Here is a 20,800-nt window from a genome sequence, read left to right as displayed (position 1 = left end):
TGGTCGGCAGGAACTAGCTCGTCAATGCTGACGAACTCCATAGTGGACTGGGTTTGGGGGCGGTCTTTTAACATGCCCCATTATAAAAAGTCCCCGCACGAGGGCGAGGACTTTGTCAGCAGTCTGAGCGGAGCTCTATGCTCCGCTTTTTGATGCCGCCAGCGAGGTAAATTACATCATCGACTGCTGGTAATTCTGCAAGCCGACCCGGTCGATCAGCTCCAACTGGGTTTCCAGCCAATCCAGGTGCTCTTCCTCACTTTCCAAAATGCTTTCGAACAGTTCGCGGGAAACGTAATCGGAAACGGATTCGCAGTAAGCGATGGCTTCCCGCAACAGGGGGATAGCCAATTGCTCAATCTTCATATCCCCTTCAATCATTTCCTTGACGTCTTCGCCAATCATCAACTTGCCCAAATCCTGCAAGTTTGGCAGCCCTTCCAGGAACAGAATACGCTCGATCAGCTGATCGGCGTGCTTCATTTCATCGATGGACTCTTCGTATTCTTTCTCATTGAGCTTTTCCAGCCCCCAGTTTTTGTACATACGGGCGTGTAGAAAGTACTGATTGATGGCGGTCAGCTCGTTGGTCAATGCCTTGTTGAGGTATTCGATGACCTTTGCATCACCTTTCATGGGTGTCTCCTGAGTTTTTGGTTGTTGTTGCGCTGGAACTGATATCAGGCTCATTTGGCATTGATTATCAGCCACAAATAAGAAAAAATATCATTAAATATCAATAACTTGCGCAACAAACTATAGCAGAGAATTCACTCTGGGGTATAAAAAATCCGACATTTTTGCAAATGCCGGATTTTTTTGAATGGGGGTTGGGTATTCACCTTAAGCTGAAGGCTTTTTATCAGGCTGAGGGCTCTCTTTACGCTGAAGGCTCCCAGATAGCCGGGTCTTCCATGGGGCGGTTGGCAATGGCCTCGCGGATCACGCTGCGGGCGTGTTTGCTGCACTTGCCACATTGGGTGCCAACACCCAGGCGCTGCCCTACTTCGCGCATGGTAGAGGCGCCATGACTCACCTCTTGGCGAATCTGGTTATCGGTAACGGCACGGCAGATACAAACGTACATAAACTAACCCTTTGTTTAGCTGATGCGATTGTAAATCTAAATAAGAATTACTGTCAATTGCATTAGCACTCTCATTGGGGTGGTTTATCCTCTGTGATCAAACAGTTGTTTGCTGCAGCAAACGCCAGCAAGGCTGGCATGCGCTCTGAGGGAACACCAATAGCCATAACAACGTTCTTGCCATAGGCCACATTCTCCAAAACACCATTGTGCTGTTGCAGCCAATGGCGTACGGATTGTTCCCTGGAAAAATCGCATTCCAGTGTGGCGGCTGCCATCTCCCGCTGCTGCTGCACAGGCAGTATTTCCATTACCTGCTGTGTGGCTGTGGAATACGCCCTGACCAGGCCACCTGCTCCCAGCTTGATACCGCCAAAATAGCGCACAACCACCACCATCACATTGCCCACACCTTTGTGCTGCAGCACATTAAGAATTGGCTTGCCAGCCGTGCCGCTGGGCTCACCGTCATCAGACATGGCGGCACTCAAGGTGGATGGAGACTTTCCCAGCAAATAAGCCCAGCAATGGTGGCGGGCATCCGGGTATTGATCGCGCACTTGCTGCAAAAACGCCATGGCCTGTTCCCGGCTGCTGGCAGGCGCAGCGACAGCGATAAAGCGGCTTTTCTTGATTTCATAGGTGCATTCAGCGCGATCTGCCGGGGTAACAAACTCAGTCATTTCGAGTGTTCGGCTGAGCGCTGAAATCCGGCGCAGCATTCATATCCGCAGCAGACATTTTCGGCGGATGGCGGCGGTCTGACAGTTCTGCCACCAGCATGCCACCAATAATCAGGCCTGCTCCCAGCCAACCTGCTCCGCCCAGGCGTTCTCCCAATATCAAGGCAGCTGCGACATGGGTAAACAGCGGCTCAGTCGCAAAAATCAAACCCACTTTGTAAGGTTCCAGCAAGCGCTGAGATGCGGTTTGCGCCCAAAACGCCAGTGCAGTGGCCAATACGCCAGAGGTAATAATGGTGATCCAGACGATGGGGTGCTGGAATGCGGCCAGGGTGTTTTCCCCTATCGGCTCACTGACCACTGCAGCAATGGCGCTGTATAAACTGACCGCTGCCATCTGGATGGTGCACAGAGGGATCAGTGGCAAGTTGGGTGCCACTCGGCCTGTGACCACAATATGCAAAGCAAAGAAAACCGCTGCAATCAGCACCAGGCTGTCGCCGCGATTAAATGTCAGACTGTCCCCTACTGTCAGGAAATAAATCCCCACAGTGGTACAAAGCACGCCGAGCCAGGCAGCCGCTTTTACTTTTGCGCGAAACAGCAGCAACCCAATAATGGGTACCAGTGGCACGCACAAGCCGGTGATAAAGCCTGTGTTGGATACCGTGGTGTGCTGCATCCCCAAGGTCTGGGTGGCGAAACAGGTGAACATAATTAGTCCCAAACCCAACCCTGGCAGCAACAAGTCTTTTGACAGGCGAACGCCTTTCGCTTCTGGATCCAATTTCCACAAAGGCAGCAAGCAGAGGGCCGCAATGCCAAAACGGAAGGCGTGAAAGCTGTGTACGGGTAAGTGTTCGATGGTTTGGTCCACCAATACGAACATCAGCCCCCAAATCATGCAAACAAATATCAGTAGCCAAACGGCTTTTACGGGTGAGCTGATAGTCATACCACTTGCCCCGCTGCGTAACCGGACGCCCAGGCCCACTGAAAATTAAAGCCGCCCAGGTGACCGGTAACATCTACCACTTCACCGATAAAGTAGAGCCCCGACTGATGTTGGCTTTCCATGGTTTTGGATGACAGCCCGTCAGTACTGACACCGCCCATGGTCACCTCTGCTGTGCGATAGCCTTCGGTAGCTGCTGGTTTAAGCTGCCAGTTATTGAGTTTTTCGCCCATATTTTCTAACACCGAATCGGCCATTTCCGCCAAGGGTAATTGCGCCTGCGATTGCCACCAAAGGCATTCAAGTTGTTGTACCAGTTTGCGCGGTAAACGGTTAGCCAGCACCGTCCGCAACAGAGACTTGGGCTGCGCTTGCTTCTCATCCCGCAACCATTGGCTTGCATCGCAATCCGGCAGCAAATTGATGGCGATAGTATTGCCGGGCTGCCAATAACTGGATATTTGCAGAATCGCCGGCCCGCTTAACCCCCGATGGGTAAACAGAATATTTTCGCGAAAACTTTCACCATTGCAGCTGACGCCAGCATCTACCGACACCCCGGATAACTGCGTGCACAGTTCCTTGAGGCTATCGGTAAAGGTAAATGGCACCAGTGCCGCCTGCAGGGGCAATACCTTGTGGCCGTAATGGCGGGCAATATCGTAGCCCACACCGGAACCGCCCAATGTCGGGATCGACAAACCACCGGACGCCACCACCACAGAGCTGGCGGTGAACTCACCCATGCTGGTGCGGGCCACAAGACCATCACCGTCGGTATTTACAGCCTGCACATCACAGCTGGTTACCACTGTCACTCCCACTGTCGCACATTCATCCAGCAGCATTTGCACAATCTGTTTTGATGAACCATCGCAAAATAACTGCCCCAGGGTTTTCTCATGGTGGGCAATATCGTGTTTATTGACCAAATCGATAAAGTCCCACTGGGTGTAACGACTGAGAGCGGACTTGCAAAAATGTGGATTGGCGGACAGATAATTTTCCGGCTCCACATAGAGGTTGGTGAAGTTACAACGCCCACCTCCAGACATCAGAATTTTTTTGCCCACCTTGTTGGCGCGCTCCAACACAAGCACGGAACGCCCCCGCTGGCCAGCGGTAATGGCGCACATCAAACCGGCGGCACCGGCGCCGACCACAATAACGTCGTAATTTTTCAAATCAGCAATTCGCTCTATTCAGCGGAATGGTGGATGAGGCTTCGATAACCGGCTCTACGCTTGAGCCAGAGGTTGCTGGCAAAAACGGCACAGGTAGCGTGCACCTTTTCGCACAACCCTGTTATGGCGAATCAGTGACAGTTGATGTTGTCGGCACTGGCACCGATAGGCTACAGTCTTTACCTTGCGGCCAGGAATACCGGCCATATCAAACTGACAGGTGCGGGCACTGTCAGCGCCAAACAAATCCATCAGGTTCTTCCACTCCACCCCGTGAGGCTGCACTTTGCCAAACAACTGCTCAGCCACATAGTGCGCCACTTCATGGGGAATGGTGGTGGTGAAATTGTCATCCCAATACTTGGCAAACAACCAGGGGTTGTAGCGAATTACCCGCTGCACTTTTTTGCCCCGGCCAACCATGCGGTACATTCCCGCCACCTGCCCTTTTAAGTCGAACAAGACGGGAATGTCCTCAATAAGGCAATCCAGTTCGTGGTTAGCCAGCTGTATATAACGCTGGGTTTCGGTGACGACCTGGTGCTGCCGGGCGTCATCGATAGGGATAACAGGGTCGACGGGCATGCATTACCACATCAGGTCATCGGGGATTTCAAACTGGGCGTAATACTCGTCGTCAGAATCTGGTGAGGAAGTTTCTTCCTTGGGATTATTTAACAGAGCCACATAATCAGCATCCCGCTGGGCAACTTTCTCTGCCACCGGCGCGGCCACCAGTTCAAATTGATCGCCCAACACCACAACGGCCAGAATGCCCCGTTCCAGCTGCTTCTGCTGGCGGGCATCCACGTAGATTTTTTTGATTTTATTGTCGTGGGAGAAGCTGTAACCAATCTCGCCATTGCGCGGTTGGCGATTGCTTTCAATCAGCTGCTTGATCTGCGCGGCAATGGCTTTGTGCTCCGCTTCAGCCAAACGCTGACGATTCATCTCGCGGTCTTTATCGGCTTTTTCCCGTTGGGCTTGCTGCGCTGCCAACTTGGTTTCATCAACCGCTTGCACGCCGCTTTTGTGTTGCTGTTTGGTTTGTTTCTTTTTCTGACGCTGTACTTGCTTGGCTTTTTTGCTGTCTACCAAGCCTGCTTTCAGCAATTGATCCTGTAGAGAGTTTGCCACCTGAATTCCAACCCGCTGTAAAAAATGGCCATTATATCGCCTCAATCGTCTGAGGGCGTAGTTAAAGGAACCCCCATTTGGCTGCGAGGTGAACTGAATTGTGAGGCAGTTGCGCACTCCGCGACTTCCGACACTGGGGTCTTTTGGTGGCTGCACTGCAATTTATTCACTTGCCATAGCACCACAAGGAATGCGGCCGTTCCCCATACCAAGGCACCGGCCATCTCACCAGCGATAACACCCACAGCACCAAACCATTGGGAGCCTAGATACACCAGAGGTACCGTGCCTAAAAGCGCCCTAGCAAAGTTGAATACCGTAGCCTGGGTGGCTCGATTGAGATTGTTGGCGGCGGCATTGGCAATAAACAGTACACCGTTAAAGGCAAAGCCAATCACCAGCCAGGTGTTGTAAAAGCTGATCAGATAGGCCGCCTCGCCTTCTGCGCTGAACATACGAACAATGGAATCGCTGAGTAAAAACAGTACCGCCCACACCAACAGCACATAACCCAGGTTCACCATCATGGCGTTTAGCAGCGTTAGCCGCACTCGGTGGTACAAAGCAGCCCCCGCGTTCTGGCCAATAATGGGGCCGATGGCGCCGGACAACGCAAACACCAGTGCAAAGGCCACCGGCGTAATACGCCCAAGAATAGCCGCGCCAGCAACAGCGCTGTCGCCATAGGTAGCCATGGTTTTCAGCACATAACTGCCACCGATTGGGGTCGCCAGGTTAGTGAGCAATGCGGGCCCGGCAATAGGAATAATATTGCGCAGGTCAGCAACCATCTTGCTCCAACACAGCCCACAGCTGAGTTGGTGACGTTTGACCACGGCGTGCAAACCAATCATCAGTAGCGCCATTCGCGACAGCAGCGAGGCAACCGCTGCCCCCTCAATGCCCATTCCCAAAGCAAAGATAAAAATCGGGTCCAGCACCGCATTAACGATAGCCGCACCCATGGTGGTGTACATGGATCGGCGCGCATCCCCCACTGCCCGCAAGGCGGCGGCGCAGCACATCCCGCAAGCCAATATTGGCGTACTTGGCAGCAGAATATTGCTGTACTGCATGGCCAATTCCAGGGTCAAACCACTGGCGCCGAGAAAGACCAATAATTCTTCCAGAAAATACCAGGCGGGCAGCGTCACCAAGGCAGAGAACAGTGCACTGAACCACATCACACTGGCGCAATAGCGGCTCGCCAAATCGCGGTCGTGGCGCCCTTCGGCACGAGCTACCAAAGCCCCCATCGCAATCTGCAGGCCAATACCTACGGAGGTAAGAAAGAAGAGTAACGTGCCGGAAAAACCAATAGCCGCCGCTAACTCTTCCTGCCCCAACAGGCTGAGGAAATACATATCCACCAAGTCCACCAGAAACAGCGTCAGCAGCCCCACGGTACTGGCACCGGTCATTACCAGAATGTGGCGAAAGGTGGAGCCCTGAGTGAATACGGCGGTTTTAGACATGGTATGCCCGGTCAGGAAAACGCAACAGCATACTCCTGTTGGTTGGTGAGTAGATGGGGTTAACTTAACTTTACAGGGCCACTACGTCACCACGAGGTACAGGGCTTTTCAGACACGCTGTAAACACTTCCCTGTGCGCTCCTTGGCCGCTATCCCTGCGGCCAAAGGTCTGAAAAGCCCTGTACCTCATGGTGTAGAACCTTTGGCAGTAGCCCACTCAATATGTAAAAAATTTCAGATGGTGGATATGAAGGTCAAGAGCTGGTGGTGCTTTCCCAGACCTTCTGCGGCAAGGATGCCGCAGAGGAGCGTACAGGGATGTATTGACAGCGTGTCTGGGAAAGCACCACCAGCTCTTGACCGCCACCTCAATACAACAAATTCAACATCACCATCAGCACCACCAAAAACAGTACCGTCATGATGCCGCCGGCACGGACAAAATCAGCCACTTTATAACCCCCCGGCCCCATAATCAGAGCGTTCACCTGGTGGGTGGGGATCAGGAAGGAATTAGAGGTTGCCAGCGCAACGGTAAGTGCAAACACCGCTGGATTGGCACCGGCGGTTAACGCGATATTAATCGCCAGCGGGACGAGCAAAACTGTCGCCCCCACGTTGGACATAACCAGGGTAAACAGGGTTGCCAAAACCGCGATGGTCAACTGCAACACCCAGGGAGATGTTTCGCCGATAAACCCCAGCAGCCCATCTGCTATCCAGGCTGCCGTGCCGGTGGTTTCCACCGCTGCTCCTAAGGGAATCAGGCTGGCCAACAAGAACACCGTTTTCCAGCTCACCGAATGGTAGGCCTCCTCAGCACTGAGCACACCGCTGAGAATCATACCCAAGGCACCCACCAGCAGCGCCACTGACAGGCGCAAATCTGTGAACAACACCAGTGACAGCGCGATGGCAAGAAAAGCCAGTGCGTGGGTGGCCTTGTGGCTGCGCACTTCTTCGCGGGGGTAATAGCTGGTAACGATCATGTAGTTTTTATCTACATCCAAACGCTGCAAACTCTCCCAATCCGTGTACACCACCAAGGTATCGCCGGGCTCGAAGGGGCTATTGCGAACGTCTTCGCCTTCTCGCAGGGTGCCATCACTTCGGATAATGGCCAGGGTGGAAACGCCGTGTTCACTGCGCATACCCAAATCACGGGCAGATTGACCAACCATGGGTGAGGTGGGTGGAACCACCACTTCTGCAAGGCCAGCCTGACTGGGGGACAAGGCCTCGGCAAAGGACATCAGGCGGGGCCGCATCACCAGGTTCATTTCCTGGGCAAAATCGAACAGGGCTTTGGCGTCGCCAATCCAGGCAACCACATCGCCTTCTTCGATTTTCATATCCAGCAGCAAACCACCCTGCCCCATCCTCAGGCGTTTGCCAGAGGTTACCGCAATGGTTCTGACGCTATAGCGGGTTTCAAATTCATCCAGAGTAAGGCCAATCAACGGGCTGTTTGGTGGAACGCGCATTTCCCGGATGCTGTAATCAAGATCGTAGGTTTCCCTGAAATAACTGGCAGAGCGAGTGGCCTTGCGGCTCAGTTCCTTACCCGCAGGTAAAACATAGCGACCAAAAAACACAAAATACGCGATACCGGCAGCAATCATGGCAAGACCAATAGGCATCACGGAAAACAGTTCGAATGTCTCCATTTGCTGGTCTGCTGGCAGCTGCCGGTTTGAGTTATCAATCAGGTCATTGAGCAGGATCAGTGGGCTGGACCCAACCAACGTCAGCGTGCCACCGAGAATGGCGCAAAAGCCCATGGGCATCAGCAGGCGCGAAATGGGGATGGAAGAGCGGGAGGAAATACGCCCCACCGCTGGCAGGAACAGTGCCGCTGCCCCCACATTTTGCATAAACCCGGAAATCACCCCGACAGCGCCAGAGATCATCGGAATAATGCGTTTCTCAGTGCTGCCACCCAGCTTGAGCATGTGTTTGGCAGCAATATTCATAATGCCGGTTTTGTCCAGGCCAGCACCAATAATCATTACCGCAATAATGGACATCACCGCATTACTGGAAAAGCCCACAAACAGGTTGTTTATGTCTGTGAGCCCCGTAGATAGCCCCATCAATGGTGCAATCAGCGTGGTTAGCCCCAAAAACACCATCACCGTAATAGCGGCAATGTCGATGGGGATCACTTCAAAGGTAAACAGATAGACGGTAAGCAGCAGAATCGCCAGTACCCAGGCAATCTGAATGGTGGGGGCAACGCTGGCCAGATATAACCCCAGCAATGCAAATAACAGTGCCACAACACCCAGGGTTAGCGCGCGCTTTCTGGTTTCCACTCTACCTCCAATCCCAATGAACCACTCTGAACAACAAGACCGCAATAACCACACATAGTCTCAGGGTAACAGGCCGTTGTCGACATCGCATTAAGGGTATCAAGCGCCAATATGCACCAACACCTTGCGCCCGCCCGGCTGATGGCGGTGCTCCCACAGAAAGATGCCCTGCCAGGTTCCCAGTGCCAGCTGACCATTCATTATGGGTATCGACAGGCTGGTAGCCGTGAGTGCCGCTTTAATATGGGCGGGCATATCGTCCGGCCCTTCCATGGTGTGGGTGTAGAGCGGGTCGTTCTCGGGCACCAGGCGATTGAGCCAGTTTTCCAGGTCTACTCTGGCGGAAGGATCGTAATTTTCCTGAATCAACAAACTGGCAGAGGTGTGCTGGATGTACAGCGTACAAAGCCCCTCCGGCAATTCTGCGGAAGCTGCTGCGCGCTTTATATCAGGAGTAATATCGTGCAGCCCCTGACCGGAGACTGAAATCGCTACGGTTTTGATCATCTGCCGCCCTCAACTTTGGACCATGTACCTTACTGTATGCACCTTTACTGCATGCACCTTTATTAGATGGTGCCGTATAATGCCGCACCCCAGGCTCCCGTGCCAGACAAGAAAAAGTCATGCTAAACCATATTCATACCAGCCAATACCAGCAGCAGCTGGATGAGAAAATTGCCAGGCTCAGAGAAGACTTCTCTAATTTGGAACTGCCGGATGTGGCGGTGTACCCATCGCAGCCCAGCCACTTTCGCATGCGCGCCGAGTTCCGTATCTGGCACGAAGGCGAGCAATCCTTTTACGCCATGCACAAACCCGGTGGCAGCCGCCCTATTCCCATTGATGATTTCCCCATTGGCTCGGAAAAAATCAATCAATTGATGCCCGCCGTCATGGCGGGTATTCACGGCAATGAAGTGCTGCGCCGCAAACTCTACGTCGTGGAATTTCTCACCACCCTCAGTGGCGACGCGCTGGTTACACTGATCTATCACAAGCCTCTGGATGAGGCATGGCAAGCTGAGGCACGGCTACTCAGCGAAGCCATCGGAGCGCCCATCATTGGCCGCAGTAAAAAACAAAAAGTGGTGCTGGATCGCGACTATGTAACCGAAGAACTGACTGTGCTCGGCAGGCAATACAAATACAAACAGGTCGAAACTGGCTTTACCCAACCCAATGCCGGCGTGAACGAAAAAATGCTGGCATGGTCGGTAGGAAACAGCAAAGACAATGGCGGCGATTTGCTGGAGCTGTACTGTGGTAACGGCAACTTTACACTTCCCCTCGCGCAAAACTTCAATCGGGTGCTGGCGACGGAAATTTCAAAGGTATCGGTAAACTCGTCTCACTGGAGCATGGAGCAAAATGGCGTCAGTAATATTGATATTGTACGCATGTCCAGCGAAGATTTTACCGACGCCCTCAACAAGGTGCGCCCGTTTCGTCGCCTGAAAGACATCGATCTGGACAGCTACAGCTTTTCCACAGTATTTGTAGACCCGCCCCGTGCAGGGCTGGATGGCGGCGCCGTTGAGCTGGTGAAGCGCTTCGATCATATCCTCTATATTTCCTGCAATCCGGAAACACTGAAAAATAATCTGGAAGCATTGAGCGAAACCCACCGCATCGAAAAATTCGCCGCTTTCGATCAATTTCCCTACACCCACCATCTGGAGTGTGGGGCTTTGCTAACCAAAAAATAACCGGGCGTATAGGTGACAACAATGACAAAAACCCTGGCGGGCATTGTGGCAGCTGCCTTTACCCTGTTTGCCTTCGCAGACACGGACAAACACCTAACCACCGCTGAAGTGATGGCTTCGCTGAAACCGTCCGACTGGCGCGAACCAGACACTGCCAACCTGCTGTATATGCAAACCCGTAGCGGTGAAATCATTATTGAGCTGGCTCCTGGCTTTGCGCCCAAACACATCGCCAATATTCGCACTATGGTGAAAGAGCGTTACTTCGACGGCCTGGCGGTTATTCGCTCTCACGACAACTATGTGGCCCAATGGGGCGACCCAAATTTTGAAGATGCTGACAAAGCTAAAAGCCTGGGCACTGCAAAGACACCACTGAAAGCCGAAATATTTCAGCCCCTTTCAGACAACAACATTACCCCCATTGAGAGCCGAGATGCCTACGCTGACCATGTGGGGTTTAGTGAAGGATTCCCCGTCGGCCACGACGACACACAATTATGGATGTTGCATTGCTATGGAACAGTGGGTGTTGGCAGAGGCATGGATATCGACAGTGGCGATGGCTCATCACTGTATGCGGTCACCGGCCACGCTCCCCGCCATCTGGACAAAAACCTGACCGTTGTCGGGCGTGTTATCTGGGGCATGGAACACCTATCCAGCTTGCCCCGTGGCACGGGTAATTTGGGATTTTATGAAACTGCGGCAGAGCATGAACCGCTGTTGAGTGTTCGCCTGGGCAGCGAACTAAGCGATAAAGACAGAACCAGGCTGCGAGTGCTACGTACCGACACTCCAGCCTTCCAGCGCTGGGTACAGTCCTGCCGTTACCGCAACCATGAATTCTTTCACGACCCCACTGGCCGCATAGGGATTGGCAATATTATTCCGCCGGTGGAGAAGCTATAACGGGAGATGAAAGATGGGAGATGAGAGACGTAACCCGAGTTACGCTCTGACCTTCGTCTCACATCTCTCGTCTCACGTCTCCCTAAAAGCCCGCGCTGCGGGCTTTTTCACCCCAGCTTCTTCTCCCCAGCATCCACCGACTGCAGAATCAGGGTATTGATGGTCATCGGGCCAACACCGCCGGGCACTGGCGTGTAAGCCGCCACACGATCCACCAGCGGGCCCAGCTCAATATCACCGACACCGGGAGGGTGGTAACCCGCATCTACCACCACGGCACCGTCTTTAATCCACTCCGCCTTGATCAGCTCTGGTACACCCACGGCGCCAACAACAACATCCGCTTGCTTGACGTGTTCTGCCAGGTTCTGGGTGCGGGAATGGCAGATGGTTACCGTGGCGTTGGCGTTCAACAGCATAGCTGCCATGGGCTTGCCCAGGATCGGGCTACGCCCTACTACCACAGCGTGCTTGCCATTGAGGTCAATATCGTAGGCTGCCAGCAAGCGCATAATGCCTTGCGGAGTCGCAGAGCCGTAGGCTTCCTCGCCCATTGCCATGCGACCAAAGCCCAGGCACGTCACCCCATCCACATCTTTGTTCAGGGCAATGGCGTCAAAGCAGGTGCGCTCGTCAATTTGTGGCGGCACAGGGTGCTGCAGCAAAATGCCGTGGCAATTGGGGTTGTCGTTCAACTCGTGGATTGTTGCCAGCAGTTGCTCGGTGGTAGTTTCTTCCGGCAGCTCTACCGCAATGGATTCCATACCTACCCGCTTGCAGGCGTTTTGCTTCATGCGCACATAAGTCGCAGATGCCGGATCGGCACCCACCAGAATAGTGGCCAGTATGGGAGTGTCTCCACCTCTGGCTTTGAGTGCAGCAACCCGCTCACTGAGTTCAGCTTCGGTTTGCTTGGCAACGGCTTTACCGTCGAGAAGAATAGCGGTCATAGTGGCGTCCAGAATGTTACACAGGTGAATCGGACTGGCGATTTTCTCACGACAATCATGCCCTGTGAAGTAGCCGATTTGGTGCAACTTTGTGCCGTATAAAGGCCTGTTCTGGCCGTCAACTTCCTGTATAATTGCGCGCTATTTTGACCCGGGGCCAGCCTTTGTTACAGGTTCGGTCGCCCAACACAGTTTCATTAACAGCGCATTCGAGAATAGAAATGTCTGACTTATCCCTGTATCGCAACATCGGCATCTTCGCCCACGTAGACGCCGGTAAAACCACCACCACCGAGCGTATTCTCAAGCTCACCGGTAAAATCCACAAAACCGGTGAAGTACACGACGGTGCGGCCACCACTGACTTCATGGAGCAGGAAGCCGAGCGCGGTATTACCATCCAGTCCGCGGCTACCACCTGCTTCTGGAACGACCACCGCATGAACATCATCGACACCCCAGGGCACGTGGACTTCACCGTTGAGGTGTACCGTTCCTTGAAGGTTCTCGATGGTGGTGTTGGTGTTTTCTGTGGCTCCGGCGGTGTTGAGCCCCAGTCCGAAACCAACTGGCGCTACGCCAATGAATCCGAAGTGGCCCGTATTATCTTCGTGAACAAGCTGGACCGTATGGGTGCCGACTTCTACCGCGTTGTTGACCAGGTTAAGAAAGTACTGGGCGCCAACCCACTGGTAATGACCCTGCCTATCGGCATCGAAGACGACTTTAAAGGTGTTGTCGACGTACTGAGCCAGAAGGCCTACATCTGGGACGATTCCGGACAGCCTGAAAACTACGAAGTGACCGACATCCCTGCCGAAATGGTTGACGATGCCGCCATGTACCGCGAGCAGCTGATCGAAACTGCCGTGGAAATGGACGACGACCTGATGATGGCCTACATGGAAGGTGAAGAACCTTCCATCGACGACATCAAGCGCTGCATCCGCGAAGGCACCCGCACCCTGGCCTTCTTCCCAACTTACTGTGGTTCCGCCTTTAAAAACAAAGGCATACAGCTGGTTCTTGATGCAGTTGTTGACTATCTGCCAAGCCCCACCGAAGTAGACCCACAGCCTCTGACCGACGAAGAAGGCGAACCTACTGGTGAAGTGGCCCTGGTATCCAAGGAGGAGCCCCTGCGCGCCCTGGCGTTCAAAATTATGGACGACCGTTTCGGCGCCCTGACCTTTATCCGCATCTACTCCGGTGTGATGAACAAAGGCGACACCGTGCTGAACAGCTTCACCGGCAAAACCGAACGTATCGGCCGCATGGTGGAAATGCACGCCGACGACCGCACCGAACTGAGCACTGCTCAAGCCGGTGACATTATTGCCGTTGTGGGCATGAAGAACGTACAAACCGGCCACACCCTGTGTGACCCGAAAGCCCCTTGTACTCTGGAACCCATGGTATTCCCGGATCCGGTAATCTCCATCGCGGTATCTCCGAAAGACAAGAGCTCTACCGAGAAGATGGGCGTTGCCATCGGTAAAATGGTTGCCGAAGACCCCTCCTTCCAGGTTGAGACTGACGAAGATTCCGGTGAAACCATCCTGAAAGGTATGGGTGAACTGCACCTGGACATTAAAGTCGACATCCTCAAGCGCACTTACGGCGTTGAACTGGAAGTGGGTCAGCCACAGGTTGCCTACCGCGAAACCATCACCACCCCAATCGAAGACAGCTACACCCACAAGAAGCAGTCTGGTGGTTCTGGTCAGTTCGGTAAGATCGACTACCGCATCAAGCCCGGCGAGCCCGGTTCCGGCTTCAAGTTCGAATCCACTGTTGTGGGCGGTAACGTACCTAAGGAATTCTTCCCGGCCATTGAGAAAGGCTTTAAAGGCATGATGGAAACCGGCCCGCTGGCCAGCTTCCCGGTTCTGGACGTTGAAATCGAACTGTACGACGGTGGCTTCCACGCCGTTGACTCCTCGGCAGTTGCGTTCGAAATCGCCGCCAAAGGCGCTTTCCGCCAGTCCATGCCCAAAGCCGGCCCACAGCTGATCGAGCCGATCATGAAAGTGGACGTGTTCACTCCGGAAGATCACGTGGGTGACGTGATCGGTGACCTGAACCGTCGTCGCGGCATGATCAAAGACCAGGAGCCCGGCACCACCGGCGTTCGCATCAAAGCCGACGTACCTCTGGCGGAGATGTTTGGCTACATTGGCCACCTGCGCACCATGACCTCTGGCCGCGGCCAGTTCTCCATGGAATTCAGCCACTACCTGCCCTGCCCGCAGAACGTAGCTGAAGAAGTGATCGCCAAAGAGAAAGAGCGTCAGGAAGCCAAGAAGTAAACCTTCTTAAATCCTGAAACGCAAAACCCCGGCAGTGAAAGCTGCCGGGGTTTTTGTTTGCTTCTAAGAAACGCCAAATCTGCTGTGCCCTGTTTGACTCTATTGGATATAATGGCGGCAAATAATATTTCTGCATTTTCTCTTATCAGCACAATTTACAAGGAGGTAACTAAATGTCCGAACCTGACTATAACTTTGATCCTTTTAACGGATACTGGATAAAATTTGAATATGCCAAAGCATTTCTAAACTCTTTAAACGACTTGACCTGCCCATGCTGCAGATCAGCCAATATTGAGCCCATAGAAACGCGAACAAAAGTGCACATAGTCGATGGGGAGCATACACCTGAAATCAAGCATGCTGTTGTGGTACCCCTGCCAGAACACGCACCCATGACAGAAAGTTTTTTCCAGCTGCCATTCCTCTACACCATGCCAACAATCTGTAACAACTGCGGATATATGCCGTTATTTTCGTTAGGCAAAGTCTTGAATTTCATAAAGGGAGAGGTTGATAATGGACAGAAGTAACGTTGAGCGTGGCCCCTGGGAGGGGTCAGAGCCAATTAGCGGAGGCGAACCCCCAATGAGCACACTGGAACAACGAGTAGGTGAACTCGAAAAAACCGTTGCTGTGATGGACAATAAAATCGACAGCCTCACTAAACACTCCGCCACAAAGGAAGATATTGCCAAATTGGGCACAAAAATTTCAGATAGCAAAATCTGGATGTTTGCGGCTATAGGCGTTATGGCTGGCGTTATTAAAATACTGGATCAATTCTTTTGAGTCTCGCCAAAGAGAAAGAGCACCAGGAAGCCAAGAAATAAGCCTTCTTAAATCCTGAAACGCAAAGCCCCGGCAGTGAAAACTGTCGGGGTTTTTATTTGCTGACAGACTAGAGTCCAGGATTGTGATTCCTGTTGCCTGAACTAACTCGCCACGCGCTTTTCCTCCCAGCCGTAAACCACATTCAGTTGCTGATCCAGCCATTGCCGCAACCGCCAGGGCTCGCTGAGGCTACAGTTAATGTGGCCCATTTTTCGCCCTGGCTTTAAGGCTTTGTGGTAATCATACACATGCGCCCTTTCGCCCACTAAATGCACTTGCCCAGGGGTGACGCCCAGCAAGTTAACCATTGCTGTGGGAGCCAGTAGCTCTGTAGAACCAAGGGGCATGCCTGTAATGGCGCGCAGGTGATTTTCAAATTGGTTGGTGGCACTGCCCGTCAGCGTCCAGTGGCCACTGTTGTGTACTCGCGGCGCCAGTTCGTTGATCAGCAGGCCCTTGTCGGTGACAAAGCACTCCATGGCCATCACACCAACGTAATTACCGCTGGACATCAGCGCCCTGAGGTAATTCTGCGCATCCCCTGCCAATTTATCGGGCAATGCATTGATACCCACTTCGGAGCTGACCAAAACCCCGTTTTGGTGGTAATTTTCAGCCAGAGGATAAAAGCGAGTATCCCCATGGGCATTGCGCACACCGATCAGTGACACTTCCTTTTGAAAGCTCACTTGTTTTTCAACAATGGCTTCCGTTTTAACGATCTGCTCCCAGCACGACTCCAGGGTGTTCAAGTCATTTAAACGCCACTGGTTCTTGCCGTCGTAGCCGGATTCACAGCTTTTCGCGATCAGCGGGAATTTCAATGTTTCAGCCGCTTCAAACAACGAACGCCCATCGTCGCAGTAAAGATAATCCGCAGTCGGCAAGTTCAACTGGTGAGCCACCCAGTACTTTTCCTTCAGGCGATGCTGAGTCAGTTCAATAATTTCAGGAGCCGGGTCAACGGAGCAAAACGCCTGCAAAGATTTCAGCAAATCAATATCTACTGACTCACGGTCCACCGTAATAACATCGGGCCGCCCCAGGTCGCGATAAAGCCCCACTGCCGTGCGCGTGGGTGTGGCCGTCACTACACGGCCAAGCCCATCGACACTGGAATAATCATCGTCACCCAGCCTCAAGAACGACACATCCAGTTTTAACGAATGAGCGGCCAGTGCCATCAACCTTGCCAACTGACCGGTACCAACTATTGATATACGCATTACTCTACCTCCAGTTCTACAGAATCGGTTTGTGCCTGACGCCATGCCACAAGGCGGTCACGCAGCTGTGGATCTTCCAGTGCCAACATCTGGGCAGCCATCAAGCCCGCGTTAAAAGCACCGGACTCGCCAATGGCCATGGTCGCTGTGCTGACTCCTTTGGGCATTTGCACGATGGATAACAAACTGTCCAGGCCATTGAGGTGCCGACTCGCCACCGGCACGCCGATCACCGGCAGCCAGGTTTCTGCCGCCAACATGCCCGGCAAATGAGCGGCACCGCCGGCACCGGCAATAATGACTTTTGTGCCCTCGTCAGCGGCCTGGTTGGCAAACGCCACCAGCCGCGCCGGAGTTCGATGAGCCGACACCACGGATGCGTGAAAAGGCACCTGCAACACCTCCAATACCTCTGTGGCTTTGCGCATGGTGGGCCAGTCTGACTTTGAGCCCATCACAACGTTGACCGTTGAAAATTTCATGATTTTTCCTATGTAAGTCGTTGAGCCAATGCCAGGTAGACAGGGATACCAACCAGCACATTGAACGGAAAAGTAACCGCCAGGGATGCGGTCAACGGTAAACTGAGATTGGCCTGAGGCAGTGCCACACCCAGCGCAGCGGGTACCGCTATGTAAGAAGCACTGGCTCCCAGAGTCGCCAATAGCGCCACGCCACCAGCAGAAAGCCCCAGCAACAACGCCAAGGCACCACCAAACAGCGCACCAATCAATGGCATGGCAATAGCAAAGCTAACCAGAAACAGCCCCTGGCGACGCAGCTCGGAAAACTGCTCGGCAGCCAGACGCCCCATTTGCAACAGGAACAGCGCCAATACACCGTGAAATAACGTGGAGAACAACGGCATGATGTTGCGGGTGTTGTCCCCTGCCCACCAACCAATCAGCAAACCACCGAGTAACAGCACCACGCCCTGGTTGCCAAACAATTCGTGAAACAACTGGCGTCGGCTGGTGTTAGAGGCACGTTCGCCGCGTTTGGCCAGCCACAGTCCTACGGCAATAGCGGGCACCTCCAAAACCACCACAAACAACAGGAAGTACGGCTCGTAAAACAGGTTTTGCGCCTCTATCACCGCCACTGCCACTGCAAAAGTGGCCACGCTGACAGAGCCGTAGTGAGCCGCTGTGGATGCGGAATCCAGCCGCGACCAGCCACCAAAACGTTTGAGTAACGGGTAGGCAATCAGCGGTAAAATCAAACCCAGTGTCACTACCACCAAAGATTGCCCCAGCAACTCAATACCAATATGGTCGCCGAGGGCCATGCCCCCTTTCAGGCCAATAGCCAGCAGCAAAAACAACGTTAGAAACTGGTAAAGCCCTTTGGGAAAATCGATTTTTGTACCCAGCAAGGTGGCTACCATGCCGAGCACGAAAAAGGCGACAACAACGTCAATCTGCATGACGCTTATTTACTCTCGATCAGGTAAACAGGCATCTGTACCCGAACTGATGGATTGTTGATTCGCTGATAGCACCAGGCCACGCCATTGCAGACTGCTACCGTTGCACCCACCAAAGCAAGCGCCCAACCAATAATGCCTTGCTGCGCCAGCAACGCCGCCACGGCAGTAATTAACAAGCCGGCACAAACACCAAAGTAGATTTGAGACAGGTTCATTGACACCTCTGTGAGTTGAGAACTAGTTGGGCGCCATTCTGAACAAAACTTGACATAACTAAAAATAGATATTATCTAGTTAATACATTTATATTTATCTATGTATTTACTTATAGCTGGAAAGCCATGAAAACTCGCCTGCACGCCCATATCGGCACGTTGCGTCAGTTGGAAATACTGCTGGCCGTGGCCCACCACGGCAGCGTAACCGCTGCCGCCAAAGCGCTGCATCTGACCCAACCTACGGTATCGATGCAGCTGAAAAAACTCAGTGAAGCCATCGGCAGCCCACTTTTTTACCAAGTGGGCCGAGACTTAAAACTCACAGAAGTTGGCGAAGTCACCACGGAAAGCGCCCGCGAAGTACTGCTGTGCTTTGAGCGCCTGGATATGAAACTGACCAAACTGCGCGGGCTAACGTCAGGCACACTGCGGCTGGCAGTGGTGACCACGGCAAAGTATTTTATGCCCCACTTGCTGGGAGACTTCTGCCGGCAGTTTCCCGATATTGACGTAGATATGACCATTGGCAACCGGGCGCAGATCGTAAAGCGCCTGGCGGAAGGTGAAGACGACTTTTGTGTATTCAGCCACCCACCCACCAATGACGATTACCAATTAGCCGAATTCTTACCCAACAGGCTGGTGGCCATTGCCCATCAGGAACACCCCCTCTGCCAGCGCAAGCGCATCAGCCTGAAAGAATTTGCCAGTCAGCCCTACATCATGCGCGAAAATGGTTCCGGTACCCGCTACGCCATTGAACAACATATGACAAGGCACAACTGCGAACTGAATGTACGCATGACCATTGAAAGCAACGAAGCCATCAAACACATGGTGATGTCGGGAATGGGCGTGTCGATACTGTCTGAGCACACCCTCACCTTTGGCGGCAGTGCCGGGCTGTCTATACTCAACGTCGGCAAACTGCCGATCAAAACCAACTGGTACCTGGTGAGTTTGAAAAGCCGGCCTGCTTCGCCAATAGCAACGGCGTTGTTGGAGTTTGCGCAGAAGAATAACCGCTTGCAGTTGTTGGAGGATTTAGAGCGTTAAAATAAATTAATAATGGCTAGCATACCTGCTGGAATACTTTAAACTACGCGCCATTCTAGATATCGGATTACAGCCATGAACAGTGCTTTAATCGCTTTAGCGATTTTGGCTTTCTTGTTGATCGTCCTTGAAGATGTTATCCATCTCAATAAAGCTAAAACTACGTTGTTTTTGGGCACTTTGGCATGGCTGATGATTTTCCTGTTTCCCGAAGCCAATCAAACACAGCAAATGCTTCAGGGAGAGCTCAACGAAAACCTATTGGAAATCGCCAGTCTATGGCTTTTCCTTTTGGCAGCCATGACATTTGTGGCATTTCTTAATCATAAGGGTTTAATCAAGGCAATTATTTACCGAATTCTGCCTTCGCAGATTGGCGAGAAGCAGATGCTGTTTTTAGTGGCTATCTTCGCCTTTGTGTTTTCTTCGTTGTCAGACAACATCACCGCCACCCTGATATCTATTGCATTGGTGCTGTCACTAAAACTGCCAGCAGCCAAGACGCTGAAGTTTGCCGTTATTGTGGTGTTCGCAGTTAACTCCGGCGGTGTCTCGTTGATAACTGGTGATGTGACAACCCTGATGATATTTCTGGACGGTAAGGTAAATATTCAAAACCTTCTATGGTTGATAATTCCTTCCTTTGTTAGTGTAATGCTGCTAGCCGTACTACTATCGATTGGCTTGCGTGGCAAGATCGCTATTGCTGACGCCGAAAGCAGCTATGATCGGGTTGGTATTGTCGTATCGGTGATATTTCTTTGCACCATCCTCGCCACCATTGCATTCAATGTTATTGCCGGAGTGCCGCCAGTTTTGACGTTCCTGTTCGGCCTGTCAGTGATGTTCCTGATAGGACGTTTCTGTTATCGGGATGACAAACGGGAAAGTTTGCTGGACTATATTCGCGTTATTGAATTCGACACCTTGCTTTTTTTCCTGGGAATTCTTCTGCTGATGGGCATGTTGAAAGAAATTGGCGCTCTGGATAGCCTTACCGACATTTATCAGACCATGCACCCACTGGAAGCAAACTACGTAATGGGGTTGTTATCTTCGTTGGTAGACAACGTGCCCCTTACTGCTGCTCTGCTGAAAGCCGATCTGGAGATAACCTCCGCCAACTGGCTGTCACTGACTTATGGTGTTGGTGTAGGCGGGTCACTGCTGGTTATCGGTTCTGCGGCTGGTATTGTTGCTATGAGTAAAGTGAAAGAAATCACTTTTGTCAGCTATATGAAATACAGCCTCTTTCTGCTGCTTGCCTATACCGTTGGCTATGCCGGCAGTTACGGAGTTGGTCTGGTTTTATTCCGCTAAC

At 52.6% G+C, this 20,800-nt stretch carries 22 protein-coding genes; 7 read left to right on the top strand and 15 right to left on the bottom strand.

Going from position 1 to position 20,800, the window contains the following annotated elements:
* Nucleotides 1–171: 171 nt before the first annotated feature.
* From bfr to QSV34_RS07570, 10 genes are all read right to left on the bottom strand, one after another.
* A complete protein-coding gene (gene bfr, locus QSV34_RS07615; RefSeq protein ID WP_289153408.1) occupies nt 172–636 on the bottom strand; it encodes a bacterioferritin in 465 nt (154 codons plus the stop codon).
* Between the two features lie 244 nt (nt 637–880).
* Complete coding sequence (locus QSV34_RS07610; RefSeq protein WP_289153406.1) at nt 881–1,087, bottom strand: bacterioferritin-associated ferredoxin; 207 nt, start codon at nt 1,085–1,087, stop codon at nt 881–883.
* A 71-nt stretch (nt 1,088–1,158) separates the two neighbouring features.
* The gene (locus tag QSV34_RS07605; protein WP_289153403.1) at nt 1,159–1,770 is read right to left on the bottom strand and encodes a YigZ family protein; all 612 of its coding nucleotides are present in this window, start codon (nt 1,768–1,770) and stop codon (nt 1,159–1,161) included.
* A complete protein-coding gene (locus tag QSV34_RS07600) occupies nt 1,763–2,725 on the bottom strand; it encodes a DMT family transporter (protein WP_289153401.1) in 963 nt (320 codons plus the stop codon). Before QSV34_RS07600 ends, QSV34_RS07605 begins: the two co-directional genes overlap by 8 nt.
* The gene (locus QSV34_RS07595; protein ID WP_289153399.1) at nt 2,722–3,909 is read right to left on the bottom strand and encodes a BaiN/RdsA family NAD(P)/FAD-dependent oxidoreductase; all 1,188 of its coding nucleotides are present in this window, start codon (nt 3,907–3,909) and stop codon (nt 2,722–2,724) included. Before QSV34_RS07595 ends, QSV34_RS07600 begins: the two co-directional genes overlap by 4 nt.
* Nucleotides 3,910–3,963: 54 nt before the next feature.
* The gene (locus tag QSV34_RS07590) at nt 3,964–4,494 is read right to left on the bottom strand and encodes a SprT family zinc-dependent metalloprotease (protein WP_289153398.1); all 531 of its coding nucleotides are present in this window, start codon (nt 4,492–4,494) and stop codon (nt 3,964–3,966) included.
* A gap of 3 nt (nt 4,495–4,497) precedes the next feature.
* Nucleotides 4,498–5,046 carry a DUF2058 domain-containing protein gene (locus QSV34_RS07585; RefSeq protein ID WP_289153396.1) on the bottom strand — a complete coding sequence of 183 codons (549 nt, stop codon included), beginning with the start codon at nt 5,044–5,046 and terminating at the stop codon, nt 4,498–4,500.
* A gap of 41 nt (nt 5,047–5,087) precedes the next feature.
* A complete protein-coding gene (locus QSV34_RS07580) occupies nt 5,088–6,521 on the bottom strand; it encodes an MATE family efflux transporter (protein WP_289153394.1) in 1,434 nt (477 codons plus the stop codon).
* Between the two features lie 368 nt (nt 6,522–6,889).
* The gene (locus QSV34_RS07575) at nt 6,890–8,836 is read right to left on the bottom strand and encodes an SLC13 family permease (protein ID WP_289153392.1); all 1,947 of its coding nucleotides are present in this window, start codon (nt 8,834–8,836) and stop codon (nt 6,890–6,892) included.
* A 99-nt stretch (nt 8,837–8,935) separates the two neighbouring features.
* Nucleotides 8,936–9,343 (bottom strand): secondary thiamine-phosphate synthase enzyme YjbQ, encoded by a 408-nt coding sequence (locus tag QSV34_RS07570; RefSeq protein WP_289153390.1) that lies wholly within the window; start codon nt 9,341–9,343, stop codon nt 8,936–8,938.
* 119 nt (nt 9,344–9,462) lie between these two features.
* On the opposite strand from QSV34_RS07570, the gene trmA reads away from it, so the two are divergent.
* Complete coding sequence (trmA, locus tag QSV34_RS07565) at nt 9,463–10,545, top strand: tRNA (uridine(54)-C5)-methyltransferase TrmA (protein ID WP_289153388.1); 1,083 nt, start codon at nt 9,463–9,465, stop codon at nt 10,543–10,545.
* A 21-nt stretch (nt 10,546–10,566) separates the two neighbouring features.
* Complete coding sequence (locus QSV34_RS07560) at nt 10,567–11,457, top strand: peptidylprolyl isomerase (RefSeq protein ID WP_289153387.1); 891 nt, start codon at nt 10,567–10,569, stop codon at nt 11,455–11,457.
* Between the two features lie 107 nt (nt 11,458–11,564).
* On the opposite strand, the gene folD is transcribed toward QSV34_RS07560, so the two are convergent.
* Nucleotides 11,565–12,407, bottom strand: a complete 843-nt coding sequence (gene folD / locus QSV34_RS07555) for a bifunctional methylenetetrahydrofolate dehydrogenase/methenyltetrahydrofolate cyclohydrolase FolD (protein ID WP_289153385.1) — start codon at nt 12,405–12,407, stop codon at nt 11,565–11,567.
* Between the two features lie 221 nt (nt 12,408–12,628).
* Here folD and fusA point away from each other — a divergent pair, with 221 nt between their 5' ends.
* The 3 genes from fusA to QSV34_RS07540 all read left to right on the top strand — a co-directional run bounded on the left by fusA (nt 12,629) and on the right by QSV34_RS07540 (nt 15,508).
* A complete protein-coding gene (fusA, locus tag QSV34_RS07550; RefSeq protein ID WP_289153384.1) occupies nt 12,629–14,716 on the top strand; it encodes an elongation factor G in 2,088 nt (695 codons plus the stop codon).
* A gap of 173 nt (nt 14,717–14,889) precedes the next feature.
* Entirely contained in the window at nt 14,890–15,249 is a 360-nt protein-coding gene (locus QSV34_RS07545; protein WP_289153382.1) for a hypothetical protein, read from the top strand.
* A 55-nt stretch (nt 15,250–15,304) separates the two neighbouring features.
* A complete protein-coding gene (locus QSV34_RS07540) occupies nt 15,305–15,508 on the top strand; it encodes a hypothetical protein (RefSeq protein WP_289153381.1) in 204 nt (67 codons plus the stop codon).
* Nucleotides 15,509–15,651: 143 nt separating this feature from the next.
* On the opposite strand, the gene QSV34_RS07535 is transcribed toward QSV34_RS07540, so the two are convergent.
* The 4 genes from QSV34_RS07535 to QSV34_RS07520 are packed head-to-tail and all read right to left on the bottom strand — an operon-like array spanning nt 15,652 to nt 18,420.
* The gene (locus QSV34_RS07535) at nt 15,652–16,776 is read right to left on the bottom strand and encodes a 5-(carboxyamino)imidazole ribonucleotide synthase (RefSeq protein WP_289153379.1); all 1,125 of its coding nucleotides are present in this window, start codon (nt 16,774–16,776) and stop codon (nt 15,652–15,654) included.
* Nucleotides 16,776–17,258: a 5-(carboxyamino)imidazole ribonucleotide mutase gene (gene purE, locus QSV34_RS07530; RefSeq protein ID WP_289153377.1), complete on the bottom strand. Its 483-nt coding sequence runs from the start codon at nt 17,256–17,258 to the stop codon at nt 16,776–16,778. The genes QSV34_RS07535 and purE overlap by 1 nt, the downstream gene beginning before the upstream one ends.
* 8 nt (nt 17,259–17,266) lie before the next feature.
* Nucleotides 17,267–18,202, bottom strand: a complete 936-nt coding sequence (locus QSV34_RS07525; protein ID WP_289153376.1) for a sodium-dependent bicarbonate transport family permease — start codon at nt 18,200–18,202, stop codon at nt 17,267–17,269.
* Between the two features lie 5 nt (nt 18,203–18,207).
* Nucleotides 18,208–18,420 carry a hypothetical protein gene (locus tag QSV34_RS07520; RefSeq protein WP_289153375.1) on the bottom strand — a complete coding sequence of 71 codons (213 nt, stop codon included), beginning with the start codon at nt 18,418–18,420 and terminating at the stop codon, nt 18,208–18,210.
* Nucleotides 18,421–18,546: 126 nt separating this feature from the next.
* Between QSV34_RS07520 and QSV34_RS07515 the strand changes: the two genes are divergently transcribed.
* Together QSV34_RS07515 and nhaD are read left to right on the top strand one after the other, a co-directional pair.
* The gene (locus QSV34_RS07515) at nt 18,547–19,479 is read left to right on the top strand and encodes a LysR family transcriptional regulator (protein ID WP_289153373.1); all 933 of its coding nucleotides are present in this window, start codon (nt 18,547–18,549) and stop codon (nt 19,477–19,479) included.
* 75 nt (nt 19,480–19,554) lie between these two features.
* Nucleotides 19,555–20,799, top strand: coding sequence for a sodium:proton antiporter NhaD (gene nhaD / locus QSV34_RS07510; protein WP_289153371.1), 1,245 nt, complete (start codon nt 19,555–19,557; stop codon nt 20,797–20,799).
* The last annotated feature ends 1 nt before the right edge of the window (nt 20,800 follow it).

The organism is Porticoccus sp. W117, assembly GCF_030341905.1.
Classification (GTDB): domain Bacteria; phylum Pseudomonadota; class Gammaproteobacteria; order Pseudomonadales; family Porticoccaceae; genus SCSIO-12696.
This window is presented reverse-complemented; position numbering and strand designations above follow the sequence as displayed.